The organism is Pseudomonas sp. MS646 (assembly GCF_036693845.1).
Classification (GTDB): Bacteria; Pseudomonadota; Gammaproteobacteria; order Pseudomonadales; family Pseudomonadaceae; genus Aquipseudomonas; species Aquipseudomonas chlororaphis_E.
In genome coordinates this window covers 2,477,857-2,494,961 of the sequence record NZ_CP144763.1, presented here as the reverse complement: position 1 = coordinate 2,494,961, position 17,105 = coordinate 2,477,857, and the positions used below count along the sequence as shown (strand labels likewise).

At 67.8% G+C, this 17,105-nt stretch carries 2 protein-coding genes; both read left to right on the top strand.

Annotated features, from left to right (window positions below; genetic code table 11):
- Nucleotides 1-14: 14 nt before the first annotated feature.
- On the top strand, nt 15-3,077 hold the full coding sequence (locus tag V3H56_RS11060; protein ID WP_338474604.1) for an amino acid adenylation domain-containing protein: 3,063 nt from the start codon (nt 15-17) through the stop codon (nt 3,075-3,077).
- A gap of 58 nt (nt 3,078-3,135) precedes the next feature.
- The gene (locus tag V3H56_RS11055; RefSeq protein ID WP_338474603.1) at nt 3,136-17,097 is read left to right on the top strand and encodes a non-ribosomal peptide synthase/polyketide synthase; all 13,962 of its coding nucleotides are present in this window, start codon (nt 3,136-3,138) and stop codon (nt 17,095-17,097) included.
- Nucleotides 17,098-17,105 lie beyond the last annotated feature (8 nt).

Below are 17,105 nucleotides of genomic sequence, written 5' to 3'. Positions count from 1 at the left end.
CAGACGAGTTGAACATGAGCGGACTTCAAGGTTTTCGTATCTCGCCGCAACAGGCAGCCCTCTACCCACACCTCAATGGCGTCGCCGCGCACCCTTACGGCTGTCACCTGCAATGGACGCTGTCCGGCCCGACGGACGTCGACGCGCTGGACAACCGCCTGCGCACGCTGCTGGCCGACTGCGAGATCCTGCGCACGCGCCTGATGCCGGTGCCCGGCCTGCGCCACCCGGTGCAAGTGATCGACGACAGCGGCTCGCTGGCGGTGACGTCGGTGGACCTGCGCCAACGTCCTGTCGCCGAACAGGAGGCCGAACTGGCGCGCCTGGCATCGCAGCCGCGGGACTGGACCACGCCGCTGGCCGTGACCGTGGTGCAACTGTCCGATGACCGCGCCGTGCTGGACCTGGCCGGCGCCAGCAGCCATTTCGACCTCGCCAGCCTCAGGTTGCTGGCGAACATGCTGTTGCAGGACACCCCACCGGACCTGTCCGAGACCCTGCAGTACGCCGACTACGCCGAATGGCGCTGGAGCCTGGTTGAAGACGAACCGGACCACCCGGGCACGCGCTTCTGGAAAACCCTGGGCCAGACCGAGCAGCCCACCTTGCAGCTGTCCCTTGAGGCGCCCTGCGGCAGCGGTTTTGCCCCAGCACGGCACACGCTGGCGCTGCCGGACGACCTCAGCCGTCACCCGAGCCTGAACGCAGACCTGCTATTGGCGGCCTGGGCAGCGGTGCTCGGCCGGTTGGCGGGCCAGCAACAGGTCCCGGTCACGCTGATCCATGAAAGCCGTGGCGTCGAGCTGGAAAGCGCCCTCGGCCTGTTCGAACAGGGCCTGCCCCTGAACATCGACCTGGATGCCCAGGCCACCCTGGCCCAGCAGAGCCAGCAGGTACGCGCCAGCGTCGAGCACGGCACCGGCTGGCAAGACTATTACACCGAGGGCTTCAGCACCGGCTACGCCTTCGCATGGCGCTCGGGCGACGCCCGGGAACGCTACGCCGACGCGCGGATGAACCCGCTCAAGGCCTGTCTGAACGTGCGCCAGTTGCCCGGCCAACTGTTGGCAGACCTGACGTACGATCGCCACGTGCTGAGCGCCGAAGCCGTGCGCTGCCTCGGCGAGCAGTGGCTGCAACTGCTGCTGGGCGCCCTGGCCGAACCGCAGCGAGCCTGGGCGCAATTGCCCTTGGGCGGCCCACTGCAATCGCAACTGCTGGATACCGGCGCCCACCTGCCGGTGATCGAACCCGTGACGCTGGTTGAACTCATCGCCCGCCAGGTTCGCCAGCAACCGGACGCCATCGCCCTCAGCGACCAGGCCGGCGACCTCAGCTACGCCCGCCTCGATGCCTGCGCCACGCGCCTGGCCCATCAACTGGTGGCTGCCGGCATCGGTCGCGACGTGCCGGTGGGCATCCTGTTCCCCCGTGGCAACGCCGCCATCGTCGCCATGCTGGCGGTGTTGAAGGCCGGTGGCGCCTACGTGCCGATCGACCCGACGTACCCGGCCGAACGCCGTGCCTACATGCTCGCCGACAGCGCCATCGCCCACATCGTCGTCAGCGCCGACCTGGCCGACAGCGTGCCGGCCAGCCTGCAACGCTTCGTCCTCGATGACTTGCAAGAGCAAGGCCACGCCGACCTGCCGCCCCTGCCCCAACCGGACCCGGACGCCCTCGCTTACCTGATCTACACCTCCGGTTCCACCGGCGCTCCGAAGGCCGTGGAAATCAGCCACGGCGCGCTGAGTTTCTCGACCCAGGTGCGCATGGCCGCCTATGAAACGCCAGTGCGCGCCTACCTGCTGCTGTCATCGTTTGCCTTCGACAGCTCGGTCGCGGGGATTTTCTGGACCCTGGCCCAAGGCGGGCGACTGGTGCTGCCGGCGCCAGGGGAAGAACTGGAGATGGCGCGCCTGGCGCAACTGGTAACCCAGCATCACGTCAGTCACGGCCTGTCGCTGCCGTCGCTCTACCAGGCGTTGCTGGAGCAGTTGCAACGGGCCGGTGGCAGCGAAAGCCTGCAATGCTGGATCGTCGCCGGCGAGGCCTGCCCGCCGACGCTGGTCAGCCAGCACCACAAGGCCCTGCCCCAGGCGCGCCTGGTGAACGAATACGGCCCCACCGAAGCCACGGTCTGGGCCAGCTACGACGTGCTGGAACCCAACCGCAGCGTCAGCATCGGTCGCCCCATCGCCGGCATGGACCTGCGCCTGCTGAACGAATTCGACCAGGCCTGCGGCATCGGCGAACCGGGCGAAATCGTCCTCGCCGGCCCGACCCTGGCCCGCGGCTACCGCAACAAACCCGACGAAACCGCCAAGGCTTTCGTCACCCTGGCCGACGGCACCCGCGCCTACCGCACGGGCGACCTGGCCTGTTGGCTGGCGGACGGGCGCCTGGCGTTCCTCGGGCGCAAGGACCACCAGGTGAAAGTCCGCGGTTACCGCATCGAACTGGGTGAAATCGAACGCCAGCTGTGCCTCCACAGCGACGTGCGCGAAGCCGCGGTGATCGTGCAGGAACACGCCGCCGGCAAGCGCCTGCTGGCCTACATCCTCGCCGCCCACGGCTATGCACCGGACTCCGAAGCGCTCAAGCGTTTCCTGGGCGAACGCCTGCCCTCGTACATGGTGCCGGCCCGGGTGCTGACCCTGGCGACCTTTCCGCGCACCCCCAACGGCAAGCTCGACGCCCGGCAACTGCCCGACCCGGATCAGTTCGACGAAAGCACTCATGTGGCGCCGCGCAACGCCATGGAAACCGCCTTGCAAGCCATCGTTGCCAAGGTGCTGAAACTGGCGTCGGTCAGTGTCACCGACAACTTCTTCGCCATTGGCGGCGACTCGATCCTGAGCCTGCAAGTGGTGGCCCAGGCCCACGAGCAAGGCATCGCGCTCTCGGCCAAGCAGGTCTTCGAGCGCCAGACCATCGCCGCCATGGCCGAAGTCGCGCAACCGCTGGCCGAGTCCGCCGCCGAACCGCTCGCCCAGAGCACCGAGTTCAGCGCCTCGGGCCTGTCCGATGACGAAATGCAAGCGCTGATGGCTGAACTGAACGAGGCCGACCTGTGAGCGGTTTCACCCGTCGCCAGGCCATCACCGTCGCCCCTTTTTACGCAGGACGCTTTCAATGACCACCGCAAAGACCACCGGCAACCCGATCGAAGACATCTACCCGCTGTCGCCGCTGCAACAGGGGATGTTGTTCCATTCCCTGCTCCACGAAGACTCCGGTGTCTATCTGATGCAGGATCGCTACCGCATCGGCGGGGCCATCGACGAAGCGCTGTTCCTCGAGTCGTGGCGCCAGGTGGTGGCGCTGCACCCGTCCCTGCGCGCCAGTTTCCAATGGAAAAGCCAGAAGCAACCGGTGCAGGTGATCCACCGCGAGGTCAAGGTGCCCCTGGATACCCTCGACCTGCGCGGCCTCGCCCCTCACGAACAGGAGGCGCGCATCCGCACCCTGCTCGAAGACGAGCAGAAAGTCGGCTTCAACCTGTCGAAGCCGCCGCTGATTCGCTTCCGCCTGGTGCGCCTGGCCGACGAGTCGTACGAATTCATTCGCAGCTTCCACCACATCCTGATGGACGCCTGGTGCATTTCCCTGGTGACGGTGGACTTCCTCAAGGTCTACGAAGCGCTGTGCAACGACCGCACTCCTGAACTGAAAAGCCCACGGCCGTTTCGCGACTACATCCAGTGGCTGCAACGCCAGGACGCGAGCAAGGCCGAACAGTTCTGGCGTGGCCAACTGCAAGGCCTCAATGCGCCCACGCCATTGACCGTGGACAACGGCGTGGCCCGCGACCGCTACACCGACGCGGTGCTGGTAGACGATCAACTGATTCACCTCAGCGCCACGCAGACCCAGGCGCTGGCCGCGTTCTGCCGCAGCCGCCGGATCACCCCGAACACCTTCTTCCAGGGCGTCTGGTCGTTGCTGCTGTCGCGCTACAGCGGGCAGCAGGACGTGGTCTTCGGCGTCACCGTAGCCGGCCGTCCGGCGGACCTGACCGGCGTGGCGGAAATGATCGGCCTGTTCATCAACACCCTGCCGCTGCGGGTCTCGGTTGACCCGAACGCTACCCTTGGCGATTGGCTGGGTGCCCTGCAGGGGCTCAACGTCGACATGCGCGACTTCGAGCACACGCCGTTGACCGACATCCAGGGCTGGAGCGATTTCCCTCGCGGCGAAACCCTGTTCGACAGCATCCTGGTGTTTGAAAACGCGCCCATCGACGAGCAAATCCTCGAGGGCGGCTTCCAGTTCAGCCTTGAAGGCATGGACCACAGCGTGCACACCCACTACGGCCTGACCGTGGTGATCCTGCCCGGCGAGCAACTGGGCATCCGCGTGTCCTATGACCGCGAACGCTTCGAAGCGTCTACCGTGCAACGCCTGCTCGGGCATATCGCCAGCCTGGTCGAAGGCATGCTGGCGGCACCGGACGCGCCCCTGGGCAGCTTTGAACTGCTGGCCGTCGAAGAACGCCAGCAATTGCTGGGCGATTGGGCGGTCAACCCACACGACTTCCCCCTCGACCAGAGCTACGCCCAGTTGTTCGCCGCCCAGGTCGCCCAGCGCGGTGATCAGGTCGTCGCGCGCTGTGACGACGAGTCGCTGACCTATGCCGAGCTGGACCGGCGCTCCACCCGCCTGGCCCACGCCTTGCGCGACGCTGGTGCCGGAGAAGATCAACTGGTCGCCCTGGTCGCTCCCCGTGGCCTGGCACTCCTGACCATGATGATCGCCGTGTTCAAGGCCGGCGCCGCCATGCTGCCGTTGGAAGTCAACCACCCGCCCGAGCGCCTGCGGGAAATCCTCGGCCTGGCCCGCGCGCCGTTGCTGGTGGTCAGCGAAGCGGCCGGCGGCTTGCTCGAGCCCTTGCTCAGTGGCCTCGACCAACCCCCTGCGGCGTTGTTCGCCGAAGCCTGCTGGAAATCCGGCAACGACGCGCCGCTGCCCCTGCTCGGTCGTCCGCAGAGCCTGGCCTACGTGCTGTTCACCTCGGGTTCGACCGGTACGCCAAAGGGCGTGATGATCGAACAGCGCGGCATGCTCAACAACATCTTCGGCAAGGTCCCGGCCCTGGGGCTGGATGCCGAGGACCGGATTCCCCAGACCGCCTCGGTGGCGTTCGACATTTCGGTGTGGCAGTTCCTCGCCGCCCCGGTGCTCGGTGCCACCGTGCACATCCTTGCGGACGAAATCGCCCACGACCCGCAGCGCCTGCTGCACGTGCTCGCCAGCGAGCGCCTGAGCGTGCTGGAAATCGTCCCGAGCCTGATGCGCACCTTGCTCGCCCTGTGCCCGTGCGACCTGCAACTGCCCGACCTGCGCTGGGTCCTGCCCACCGGTGAAGCCCTGCCGCCCACCGTGGCCCGGGACTGGTTCGCGCGCTTCCCCGACATTGCCCTGATGAACGCCTACGGGCCGGCCGAGTGCGCCGACGACGTGGCGTTCCAGCCGATCTTTGCCGCACCCGATGCCAACGTCAGCCACATGCCCATCGGCCAGCCGACCGCCAACAACCGCCTGTATGTGCTGGACGAAAGCCTGCGCCCGGTGCCGGTCGGCGTGGCCGGGGAGATCTGCGTCGGTGGCGTCGGTGTCGGCCGCGGCTACCTGCACGACCCTAAGCGCACCGCCGATGCCTTCATCGACCACCCGTCACTCGACGCTCGCGTGTACCGCACCGGTGACCTGGGACGCTGGCGTGCCGACGGGGTGATCGAATACCTCGGCCGGCGCGACCAGCAGGTGAAACTGCGCGGCCACCGGATCGAACTGACCGAGATCGAACACCGCCTCGCCCAGCATGCCAACGTGCGCGAAGCCGCCGTGCTGCTGCGGGAAAACACCGCGGGCGAAGCCTGGCTGGTGGCGTACTGGTCGGCCCATGACGACACCCTGGGCAGCGATGGGCTGAGCGACCACCTGCGGGCGCAGTTGCCGCCGTACATGGTGCCGGCGGCGTTCGTCTGCCTGGAACGCCTGCCGCTGAACAACAACGGCAAGGTCGACCGCAAGGCCCTGGCCGCCCGGGAGCTGGACTGGCAGGTCGACACCCGGCAAAGCATCGCCCCGCGCAACGCGCTGGAAAGCGCCGTGGCCGCCATCTGGGCCGAGGTCCTGGGGCGCGACAGCATTGGCGTGGAGGACAACTTCTTCACCCTCGGCGGCCACTCGCTGCTGGCGACCCAGATCGTCGCGCGGCTGCGCAGCCACTTCAAACTGGAGCTGCCGCTGCGCACGCTCTTCGAACAACCGACCGTGGCCCTGCTGGCCGACGCCATCGCCGCACGCCAGGCCGACGCCGCCGCACCGCAGGCCACCGCCCTCGCGGCGCCGACCGCCCGACCGCGCCCGGCCTTGCTGCCGCTGTCGTTCTCGCAACAACGCCTGTGGTTCATCGAGCAACTGACCCCGGGCACGACGCTGTTCAACATCCCGTTCGCCCTGCACCTCAAGGGCGACCTCAATGTCGAGGCCCTGCACGCCAGCCTGAATGACCTGCTGGCGCGCCATGAAATCCTGCGCACCGGCATCGACAGCCGCGACGGCGTGCCGAGCCAATGCATCAGCCCGTCGCTGACCATCGCCCTGCCCTTCGACGACCTTTCCGGACTTTCCACCACGGCCCGCGAGGGCGCGCAGTTCACGGCCCTGCAAAACACCTTCGAGCAGCCGTTCGACCTGGCCACCCCGCCGCTGCTGCGCGCACGCCTGCTACGCCTGGCGCCGCAGGAACACGTGCTGGGCATCGCCCTGCACCACCTGGTGTCGGACGCCTGGTCGGCCACCATCGCCCTGCGCGAACTGGCCCTGGGTTATGAAGCCCGCTGCAACGGCGCCGCCGCCCAACTGCCAGACCTGGCGCTGCAATACGCCGACTTCGCCCTCTGGCAGCGCGAACACCTGCAAGGCACCGAACTCAAGCGCCAGCTCGACTACTGGACCACCACCCTGGATCGGCGCGACAGCGAAGGCAGCCCGTTGCTGGCGCTGCCGACCGACCATCCACGGCCGTCGGTGCAAAGCTACCGCGCCGGGATCGTCCAGCGTGAACTGAGCACCGACCTCAGTGGCCGAGTGCAAGCCTTTGCCAGCCGTCTCGGCACCACGCCGTTCACGGTGCTGTTCGCCGGTTTCGCCGTGCTGATGCACCGCCTGAGCGGCGATGCCACGGTGCTGGTCGGCACCCCGGTGACCCATCGCGAGCAACCGGGCACCGAAGGCCTGCTCGGCATCCTGCTGAACAACCTGGCGATCCGGGCCGACTTTACCCCCCAGGCAGACTTCACCGCCCTGGTCAAACAAGTGGCCGAACGCCTGCGCAGTGGCCTGCAACACCAGGACCTGCCTTTCGAGCAACTGGTGGACAGCCTGCAACTGCCCCGCAGCCTCAGCCACGCGCCGTTGTACCAGGTGATGGTGGCGCAACAGTTGGCCATGGAATCGCGGCTGCGCTTCCCCGGGCTGGAATTCGAAGCGCTGGACACGCCGCTGCGGCACTCGGAATGCGACCTGGACTTGCACGTGCTGTGCCCGGCCAATGCGCCGATCCAGCTGGAGCTGATGTTCGCCCTCGACCTGTTCACCGCCGACAGCGCCCGCCAGACCCTCGCCCGCCTGGAGCACCTGCTCGAACACATGCTCGCCGAGCCGCAACGTCCGGTGGCGGCCCTGCCGCTGCTGATGGACGCGGAATGGCAACGCACCGTGGTGGAGTGGAACCGGACCGAGATGCAGGTGCCCAGCCACCTGACCTTCGCCCAACTGTTCGAACAACAGGCCGAGCGGACCCCGGAGCGCGATGCACTGTGCTTCGAGGGCCGCCGCCTGAGCTACGACGAGCTGAACCGTCGAGCCAACCAGTTGGCCCATTACCTGCGCAGCCGTGGCGTGGTCGCCAATCGTCCGGTGGCGCTGTGTGTCGAGCGCTCGTTGGACCTGTTGGTCGGCCTGCTGGGCATCCTCAAGGCCGGCGGCGCCTACGTGCCGCTGGACCCGACCTACCCGGTGGATCGCCTGGCGTACATGCTCGAAGACGCGCAACCGGCGCTGTTCCTCGGCCAACAAGGGCTGTTGGAGCAGTTGGGCGCCGACCTGCCCCGCCTGCGCCTGGACAGCGACGCGGCACACTTGGCCGACCTGCCGGACGACAACCTGCCGGCGCTCGCCGGGCCGAACGACCTGGCCTACATCATGTACACCTCTGGCTCGACCGGTAAGCCCAAGGGCACCCTGGTCACCAACGGCTCGGTGGTCAACCTGGCCTGGGCGCGCATCCATGGCCTGTATCGCCGCTACACCGACCAGCCGATGCGCACCAGCTTCAACTACTCGTTCGCCTTCGACAGTTCGGTGGCCGAGCTCATCCTGCTGCTCGACGGCCACAGCCTGTACCTGACCCCGGAAGACGTGCGCTACGACCCACAGGCGCTGGCGCAGTTCTTCGCCGAAACCCGCCTGGACGCTTTCGAATGCACTCCGGCCCAACTCAAGGCCCTGCTCGAAAGCGACGGCGTGCGCCGTGGCGAGGTGTACCTGCCGCGCTTCGTGCTGTTCGGCGGCGACGCGGTGGACGCGCAACTGTGGCAACGCCTGCCATCGATTGCCGGCAGCCGCTTCTTCAACACCTACGGCCCGACCGAATGCACCGTGGACGCCACCGGTTGTGCGGTCGATGATTTCCCCCAGCGCCCGATCATTGGCCGGCCGATTGCCAACGTGCGCACCTACGTCCTCGATGGGTTTCTCAACCCGATGCCGGTGGGCGTACCGGGCGAACTGCACATCGGCGGCGCCGGCGTGACCCTGGGCTACCTCAACCGCGCCGAGCAGACCGCCAAGGTGTTCATCGACGACCCGTTCTCGCCGGTCGAAGGCGCCCGGATGTACAAGTCCGGCGACCTGGTGCGCTGGTTGCCCGACGGCCAGCTCGAATACCTGGGACGCATGGATCACCAGGTCAAGATCCGTGGCTTCCGCGTCGAACTGGGGGAAATCGAAACCCTGATCGGCGCCCAGCCGGGCGTGCGCCAGGCCGTGGTGCTGGCCCGCGAGGACGTGCCCGGCGACAAGCGCCTGGTGGCCTACGTCACCTGTGACGAACAGGCCGACATCCATGCCTGGCGCAAGACCCTCGGCGCCGCCCTGCCCGACTACATGGTGCCTTCGGCGTTCGTGCTGCTGGATGAACTGCCGCTGACCGACAACGGCAAGCTCAACCGCAAGGCCTTGCCGGCACCGGACATCCAGGCCGCCCCGGACGCCCTCGATCCGCCCCGCAGCGCCGCCGAACAGCAACTCGCCGCGCTGTGGTCGGAACTGCTCAACGTGCCGGCGGCCCAGATCGGTCGCGACAGCCACTTCTTCTACCTCGGCGGCCATTCGCTGCTGGCGGCGGCGCTGTTTGCCCGCCTGCGCCAACAGTTCGCCACGGTGCCGCCGCTGCGCGCGGTGTTCGAGCACCCGACCCTCCAAGCCCTGGCCGCGCTGCTGGACGACCCGTTGCAAGCACCCGCCGCGACATTCCAACCGGCGCCTCGCCCGGCACGCCTGCCGCTGTCGTTCGAACAACAGCGCCTGTGGTTCCTTGAACAATTGAGTGCCGGCGGTGGCGAGTACAACGTGGTCAGCGCCGTGCAACTGGACGGCGAACTCGACACACGCGCCCTGCAAGCGGCCCTTGAACAGGTGGGCCAGCGTCACGAAATCCTGCGCAGCCGCATCGTGCGCGCCGACGACGGCGAGTTGGCACTGGTCATCGACCCCCAGGCCAACCTCACCTTGGGCGTCAGCGCCCTGGACGCGACCGACGACGCTTACTGGCAGCAGTTGACCGACGCCGCCGTCCACACCGAGACCGGGCGCCGTTTCGACCTCGCCAGCGAACAGCCGATCCGCGCCACGCTGCTACAACGCAGCGGCCGCGCCCAGTCGTTGTTGCTGCTCAGCGTGCACCACTGCGCCACCGACGATGCCTCCAGCCAGAACCTGCTGGATGAGCTGGGCCGCTGCTACAGCGCCCATGGCCAGGGCACCCGCGCCACACTGCCGGAGCTGGCGCTGCAATACCCCGACTACGCGCTCTGGCAACGCGAGCCCGCTCAGCAGGCCGCGTTCAGCAGCCAGCTGAACTACTGGCGCAACCAGCTGGAGGACGGTGATTACCTGCTGGACCTGCCCACCGAGCACGGTCGTCCCGACCAACTCGCCCCAGCGGCCGGCGCCGTGCAATGGCAACTGCCACCGGCCCTGGTCGGTCGCCTGCGGCAATTCGCCCAGCAACGCGGCGCCACGCTGTACATGCTGATGCTCGCGGCGGCGCAGCTGCTCCTGGGCCGCTACGCCAACCAGCGCGATGTGCGGGTCGGCAGCCCGGTGGCCCAACGTCCGTTCGCCGAGCTGCAACCGCTGATCGGTTGCTTCGTCAACACCGTGGTGATGCGCGCCGACCTCGACCCGAACCTGGATTTCGAAGGCCTGCTGAATCAGGTCCGCGGCACCGTGCTGGACGCCCAGCAGCATCAGGACGTGCCGTTCGAACAGGTCGTCGAACACCTCAAGCCGGCCCGCAGCCTCGGCCAGACGCCGTTGTTCCAGGTGCTGTTCGCCATGCAGAACGCCGAGGCGTCGAGCCAGTCGTGGTCGCCGCTGCAGGTCAGCGAACGGGCGGTGAGCGCCCAGGCGACCAAGTTCGACCTGAACTGGGAAGTGCACGACGGTGAAGTGCTGTCGGTGTTGCTGGAGTACCGCACCGCGCTGTTCAGCGAAACCACTGCCCGGCGCTGGCTGGAACAGTGGCAGCAGTTGCTTGAGACCCTGCTCGAAGCCCCCCGCACCCGTCTTGGCGACTGGTCGCCACTGCCAACGGCCGAGCGCCAACGGCAACTGGTCGAGTGGAACGCCACCGAGCGTCATTACAGCGGCCCGCATGACCTGCACACAGCCCTGAGCCAGCAAGCGGCCCTGAGCCCCAACGCCCCGGCGCTGGTGTTCGAAGACCAACGCCTGAGCTACGCCGAACTGGACCTGCGCGCCCAAGCCGTTGCCCGTGCTCTGCGCGCAGCCGGCATCGGCGCCGACACCATCGTGCCGGTGTGCATGGAGCGTTCCGTGGACATGGTCGTCGCCCTGCTCGGCATCGTCCACGCCGGCGCCGCCTGGCTGCCGCTGGACCCGGAACTGCCCGCCGCGCGCCTGGCGTTCCTGATCGAGGACGCCGACGCCAAGGTCACCCTGACCCAAGCCCAATGGCTGCCGAAACTGCCGGCCGGGCATTCGGCCTGGACCCTCGACGCCCTGCCCGAGGCCCCTGCGTTCGAACCGATCAGCGTGCAGGCCAACGACCTGGCCTACGTGCTCTACACCTCCGGCTCCACCGGCCAGCCGAAAGGCGTGATGAATGAACACGGCGCCCTGATGAACCGCCTGTACTGGATGCAGGACGCCTTCCCGATTGGCCCGAACGACCGTGTATTGCAGAAAACCCCGTACAGCTTCGACGTCTCGGTGTGGGAGTTTTTCTGGCCGCTGATCACCGGTGCGACCCTGGTGGTCGCCCGTCCGGACGGCCATCGCGACCCGGCCTACCTCAGCCGGTTGATCCAGCAGGAACAGGTCACCACGCTGCACTTCGTGCCGTCGATGCTGCGCGCCTTTGTCGAGGAGCCGAGCCTGGCCGACTGCCACAGCCTGCGCCAGGTGTTCGCCAGCGGCGAAGCGTTGCCGGTGGACCTGGTGCGGCGTTTCATGGGCCAACACCCGGCGGCGCTGGTCAACCTCTACGGCCCGACCGAAGCGGCCATCGACGTCTCGGTATGGCGTTGCTCGGCGGACGATACGATCGTGCCGATCGGCAAGCCCATTGCCAACCTGCGCCTGTACATCCTCGACGAAACCCTGCAACCGTTGCCGATCGGCAGCATCGGCGAGCTGTATATCGGTGGCGTCGGCGTGGCCCGTGGTTACCTCAAGCGCCCGGACCTGACCGAGGAGCGTTTCCTGGCCAGCCCGTTCATCGACGGTGATCGCCTGTACCGCACCGGCGACCGCTGCCGCTTCCTCGCCGACGGCAACGTCGAATACCTCGGGCGCCTCGACCATCAGGTCAAGCTGCGTGGCCAGCGTATCGAGCTGGGTGAGATCGACTCGGTGCTGCTGGCCCAGGACGGCGTTCGCGATGCCGCGACCGTGCTGCTCGACCAACGCCTGGTGAGCTTCTGGTGCGGTGACGCGGATGAAGCCGCCTTGCGCAGCGCCTTGGGCGCCAGCCTGCCCGCGCACATGTTGCCCGGCCTCTTCGTTCAGCTCGAACGCCTGCCGCTCAACAGCAACGGCAAACTCGACCGCAAGGCCCTGGCCGCCCTGCCGTTGCCGCAAAGCCAGCGCGAACGCCCTCACACGGCACCGCGCAACGCCACCGAAGCCGTGCTCTGCGAAGTGTTCAGCGAAGTGCTGGCGTGCGACTGCGTCAGTGTCGACGATCACTTCTTCCAGCTCGGCGGCCACTCCCTGCTGGCCACGCGCCTGGTCAGCCGGGTACGTGAGCGCCTTGGGGTAGCCTTGCCCCTGGCACTGGTGTTCGCCCAGCCCACGGTGGCGGCCCTGGCCGAACACCTGCGCGCCGCATTGCCAGGCGAGTCGATCACGCCGCAGCCACGTCCGGACGTACTGCCGTTGGGCCTGGCGCAAAAACGCTTCTGGCTGCTCAGCCGCCTGGTGCCGGATTCGCGCGAGTACCACATGCCGTTCGCCCTGACCTTGCGCGGCGCGCTTCAGGTCAGCGTCCTGGGCGAAGCGTTCGAACAGGTCAGCCAACGTCACCTGGTGCTGCGCAGCCGCATTGTCGAGGTCGAAGGCGAGCCGCAACTGCTGATCGACGACCATGGGCCGGCGCTCACGGTCACGTCCGTCACCACCCAAGACTGGGCCGGCGCCTGCGCCACGGCCCAGGCCGAGTTGATGCGCCCGTTCGACCTGGCCCGCGCCGCGCCTTGGCGGGCGCACCTGCTGCAACGCCAGGGCAGCGACGAGAATCTCCTGCTGGTCTGCCTGCACCACAGCGCCACCGACGGCTGGGCCATGCAATTGCTCATCGATGAACTGACCCAGGCCTACGCTGCCGGTCTCGAAGGGCAATCGCCGACCTGGGCGCCGCTGGACATCGACTACGTCGACTTCGCCCTGTGGCAACAACACCCGGACACCCAGGCCCGACGCAATGCCAGCCTGGACTACTGGAAAAACCACCTGGGCCAGGACGACTATCAACTCGACCTGCCTGTGGACCATCCTCGTGGCGCCGAAGCGGATCGACGAGCCCGCCAACTGATCGTCAGCCTCGGCGCCCAGCGGGCCGAGGCGATCCGCCAGTTCGCCCGCCAGCGCGGCACGACCCCGTACGTGGTCCTGGCCGCGGCCCTGAGTGCACTGCTGGCGCGTTATAGCGGCCAGCGCGAGATTCGTCTCGGCACCCCGGCCGACCAGCGTGAACAGGCGCAATCCCAGGCGCTGCTCGCCTGCCTGGTCAACACCCTGGTGATCCGCAGCGAAGTCGATCCGCGTGCCCCGGCCGAACAGTTGCTCGCCAACCTCGAAGCCGACCTGCGCGCGGCCCAAGCGCACGCCGACCTGCCCTTCGCCACCCTGGTTGGCGCGGTCGCCCAACACCGCGACCTGAACCGCACGCCGCTGTTCCAGGTGCTGTTCTCCCTCAACTACGGTCGGGTGGACAGCCGCCAGTGGCCAGGGCTGAACGTCGAAGAGCAGGCCTTGCCAGTGATCGACGCCAAGTTCGAGCAGAGCTGGGAAGTCCAGGACGACGGCAGCGACATGACGCTGGCGCTGGAGTACCAGGCAGCGCTGTTCGACGAAGCGACGATGCAACGCTGGAGCGCGCAATGGTGTGCGCTGCTGGATGCATGGGTGGCGGCGCCGACACGCACGCTGATCGAGCTGTTCCCGCAGCAGCAGGACCAGCAGCAACTGGACCGCTGGAACGCCACCGAGCGTCGTTACAGCGGCCCGCATGACCTGCACACCGCCCTGAGCCAGCAAGCGGCCCTGAGCCCCAGCGCCCCGGCGCTGGTGTTCGAAGGCCAACGCCTGAGCTACGTCGAACTGGACCTGCGCGCCCAAGCCGTTGCCCGTGCCCTGCGCGCAGCCGGCATCGGCGCCGACACCATCGTGCCGGTGTGCATGGAGCGTTCCGTGGACATGGTCGTCGCCCTGCTCGGCATCGTCCACGCCGGCGCCGCCTGGCTGCCGCTGGACCCGGACCTGCCCGCCGCGCGCCTGGCGTTCCTGATCGAGGACGCCGATGCCAAGGTCACCCTGACCCAAGCCCAATGGCTGCCGAAACTCCCGACCGGGCATTCGGCCTGGACCCTCGACGCCCTGCCCGAGGCGCCTGCGTTCGAACCGATCAGTGTGCAGGCCAACGACCTGGCCTACGTGCTCTACACCTCCGGCTCCACCGGCCAGCCGAAAGGCGTGATGAACGAACACGGCGCCCTGATGAACCGCCTGTACTGGATGCAGGACGCCTTCCCGATTGGCCCTAACGACCGCGTATTGCAGAAAACCCCGTACAGCTTCGACGTCTCGGTGTGGGAGTTCTTCTGGCCGCTGATCACCGGCGCGACCCTGGTGGTCGCCCGTCCGGACGGCCATCGCGACCCGGCCTACCTCAGCCGGTTGATCCAGCAGGAACAGGTCACCACGCTGCACTTCGTGCCGTCGATGCTGCGCGCCTTCGTCGAGGAACCGAGCCTGGCCGACTGCCACAGCCTGCGCCAGGTGTTCGCCAGCGGCGAAGCGTTGCCGGTGGACCTGGTACGCCGCTTCATGGGCCAACACCCGGCGGCGCTGGTCAACCTCTACGGCCCGACCGAAGCGGCCATCGACGTCTCGGTGTGGCGTTGCTCGGTGGACGATACGATCGTGCCGATCGGCAAACCCATCGCCAACCTGCGCCTGTACATCCTCGACGAAACCCTGCAACCGTTGCCGATCGGCAGCATCGGCGAGCTGTACATCGGTGGCGTCGGCGTGGCCCGCGGTTACCTCAAGCGCCCGGACCTGACCAAGGAGCGTTTCCTGGCCAGCCCGTTCATCGACGGTGATCGCCTGTACCGCACCGGCGACCGCTGCCGCTTCCTCGCCGACGGCAACGTCGAATACCTCGGGCGCCTCGACCATCAGGTCAAGCTGCGTGGCCAGCGTATCGAACTGGGTGAGATCGACGCGGCGCTGTTGAACCTTCCGGCCATCACCGCGGCCTGCACCCTGGTGATCGACAACCGCCTGGTGGCGTTCTACAGCAGCGCCACCGCGCAATCGGGCCTCGACAGCCTGCTCGCCGCCGAGCTACCGGCCTACATGGTGCCGGCGGTGTGGGTCCAGGTGCCGGCGCTGCCGCTCAACAGCAACGGCAAGATCGACCGCAAGGCCCTCGCCGCCCTGCCGTTGCCGCAAACCCAAAAGGACTACGCCGCACCGCGCAACGCCCTGGAAAGCCTGTTGTGCCAACTGTTCGGCGAACTGCTCGGGGAAAGCCTGACCGGCGGCCGTGAGGTCGGCACCACAGACAGTTTCTTCGCCTTGGGCGGTGACTCGATTCTCGGCCTGAAACTGATCAGCCGGCTGCGGGAGCAGGGCTACTCGCTCACCCCACGCGACCTGTTCCGCTCGCCGACCCCGGCGGCGCTGGCCCAAGTGACCACCGCGCTGCTGAGCCAGGCCGAACAGGGCGAGATCACCGGCGCGATGCCGCTGATGCCGTTGCACCAGTGGTTCTTCGACCAACAGCAACCGCAACCCGCGCACTGGAACCAATCAGTGCTGGCCGACAGCGACCGGCGCCTGGAACCGGCCCTCGTGCAGGCCGCACTGGATCGGCTGGTGGCGCACCACGACGCCTTGCGCCTGCGTTTCAGCCAGATCGCCGGGCAAGCCGAGGTGCAATGGCAAGCGCAGATCGCCGCCGTGGCGCCTGCACAACTGACCTACTGCACTCACGCCGATCAACTGGCCGCGGTCGCACAAAGTCTGGACCTGCAACACGGCCCGTTGTTTGCCGCCGCGCTGCTGGAAGGTGAGCCGCAACGCCTGTACCTGGTGGCGCATCACCTGGTGGTGGATGCCGTGTCCTGGACCCCGCTGCTGGAAGACTTCCAACAGCTGTACGCAGCCCTGGAACGCGGCGAGACGCCGACGTTGCCGGCGAAAACCACCGCCTACCGGCAGTGGTCCGAGCAACTGCACGCCCACGCCGCCAAGGTCACCGGCGAACAGCGCTACTGGAGCACCCAGGTCGGCACGAACCCGGCGCCGCTGGCGACAGTCGCCGAGCGCCAGACCCTGTCGGCCCGCTGGGAAGCGACCCGCACCCATCAATGGCTGACCGAGTCCCAGGCGGCCTACCGCACGCAACCGGAAGAGCTGCTGATCGCCGCCCTGGCCGCCACCCTGGCGGAGGCCGACGGCCGCAGCGACATCGTCGTGGACCTCGAACGCCACGGTCGCGATGCGCCCCTCGACGGCCTTGACGTCGGCCGCACCGTCGGTTGGTTCACCACGCTGTTCCCGCTGCGGGTCAGCGCCAGCGGCGCCCGTGGCGAGCAGGTGCGCCAGGCCAAGGAGGCGCTGCGCGCGGTACCGGGCCAGGGGCTTGGCTACGGCCTGTTGCGCCAACGCGGTCAACTGCCGGCCGGTCACGGCGATGTGCTGTTCAACTACCTTGGGCATGAACAGGCACCGGCAGGCTGGTTACGCGCCAGCGGCCTGACACCACCGCCGGACGTGGCGCCGGCGAACCGGGTGACTCACGCCCGCGAAGTGGTGGCCTGGCTGGAGGACGGTGTGTTGCGTGTCGAATGGCACAGCGTCACGCCGGACACCGACAGTCGCTTGCCCGCCCGCTTGCTCGAACACCTGCAAGCGCTGGTCGAACACTGCCTCGACCCGCAAGCCGGCGCACTGATGCCTTCGGACTTCCCGCTGGCCAAGGCGCTGAACCAGAAATCCCTGGACAAGTTGCTGGGCAAGCTCAAGACGAAACCGAACTCCCAAAGCCAGTGAGTGGCGCA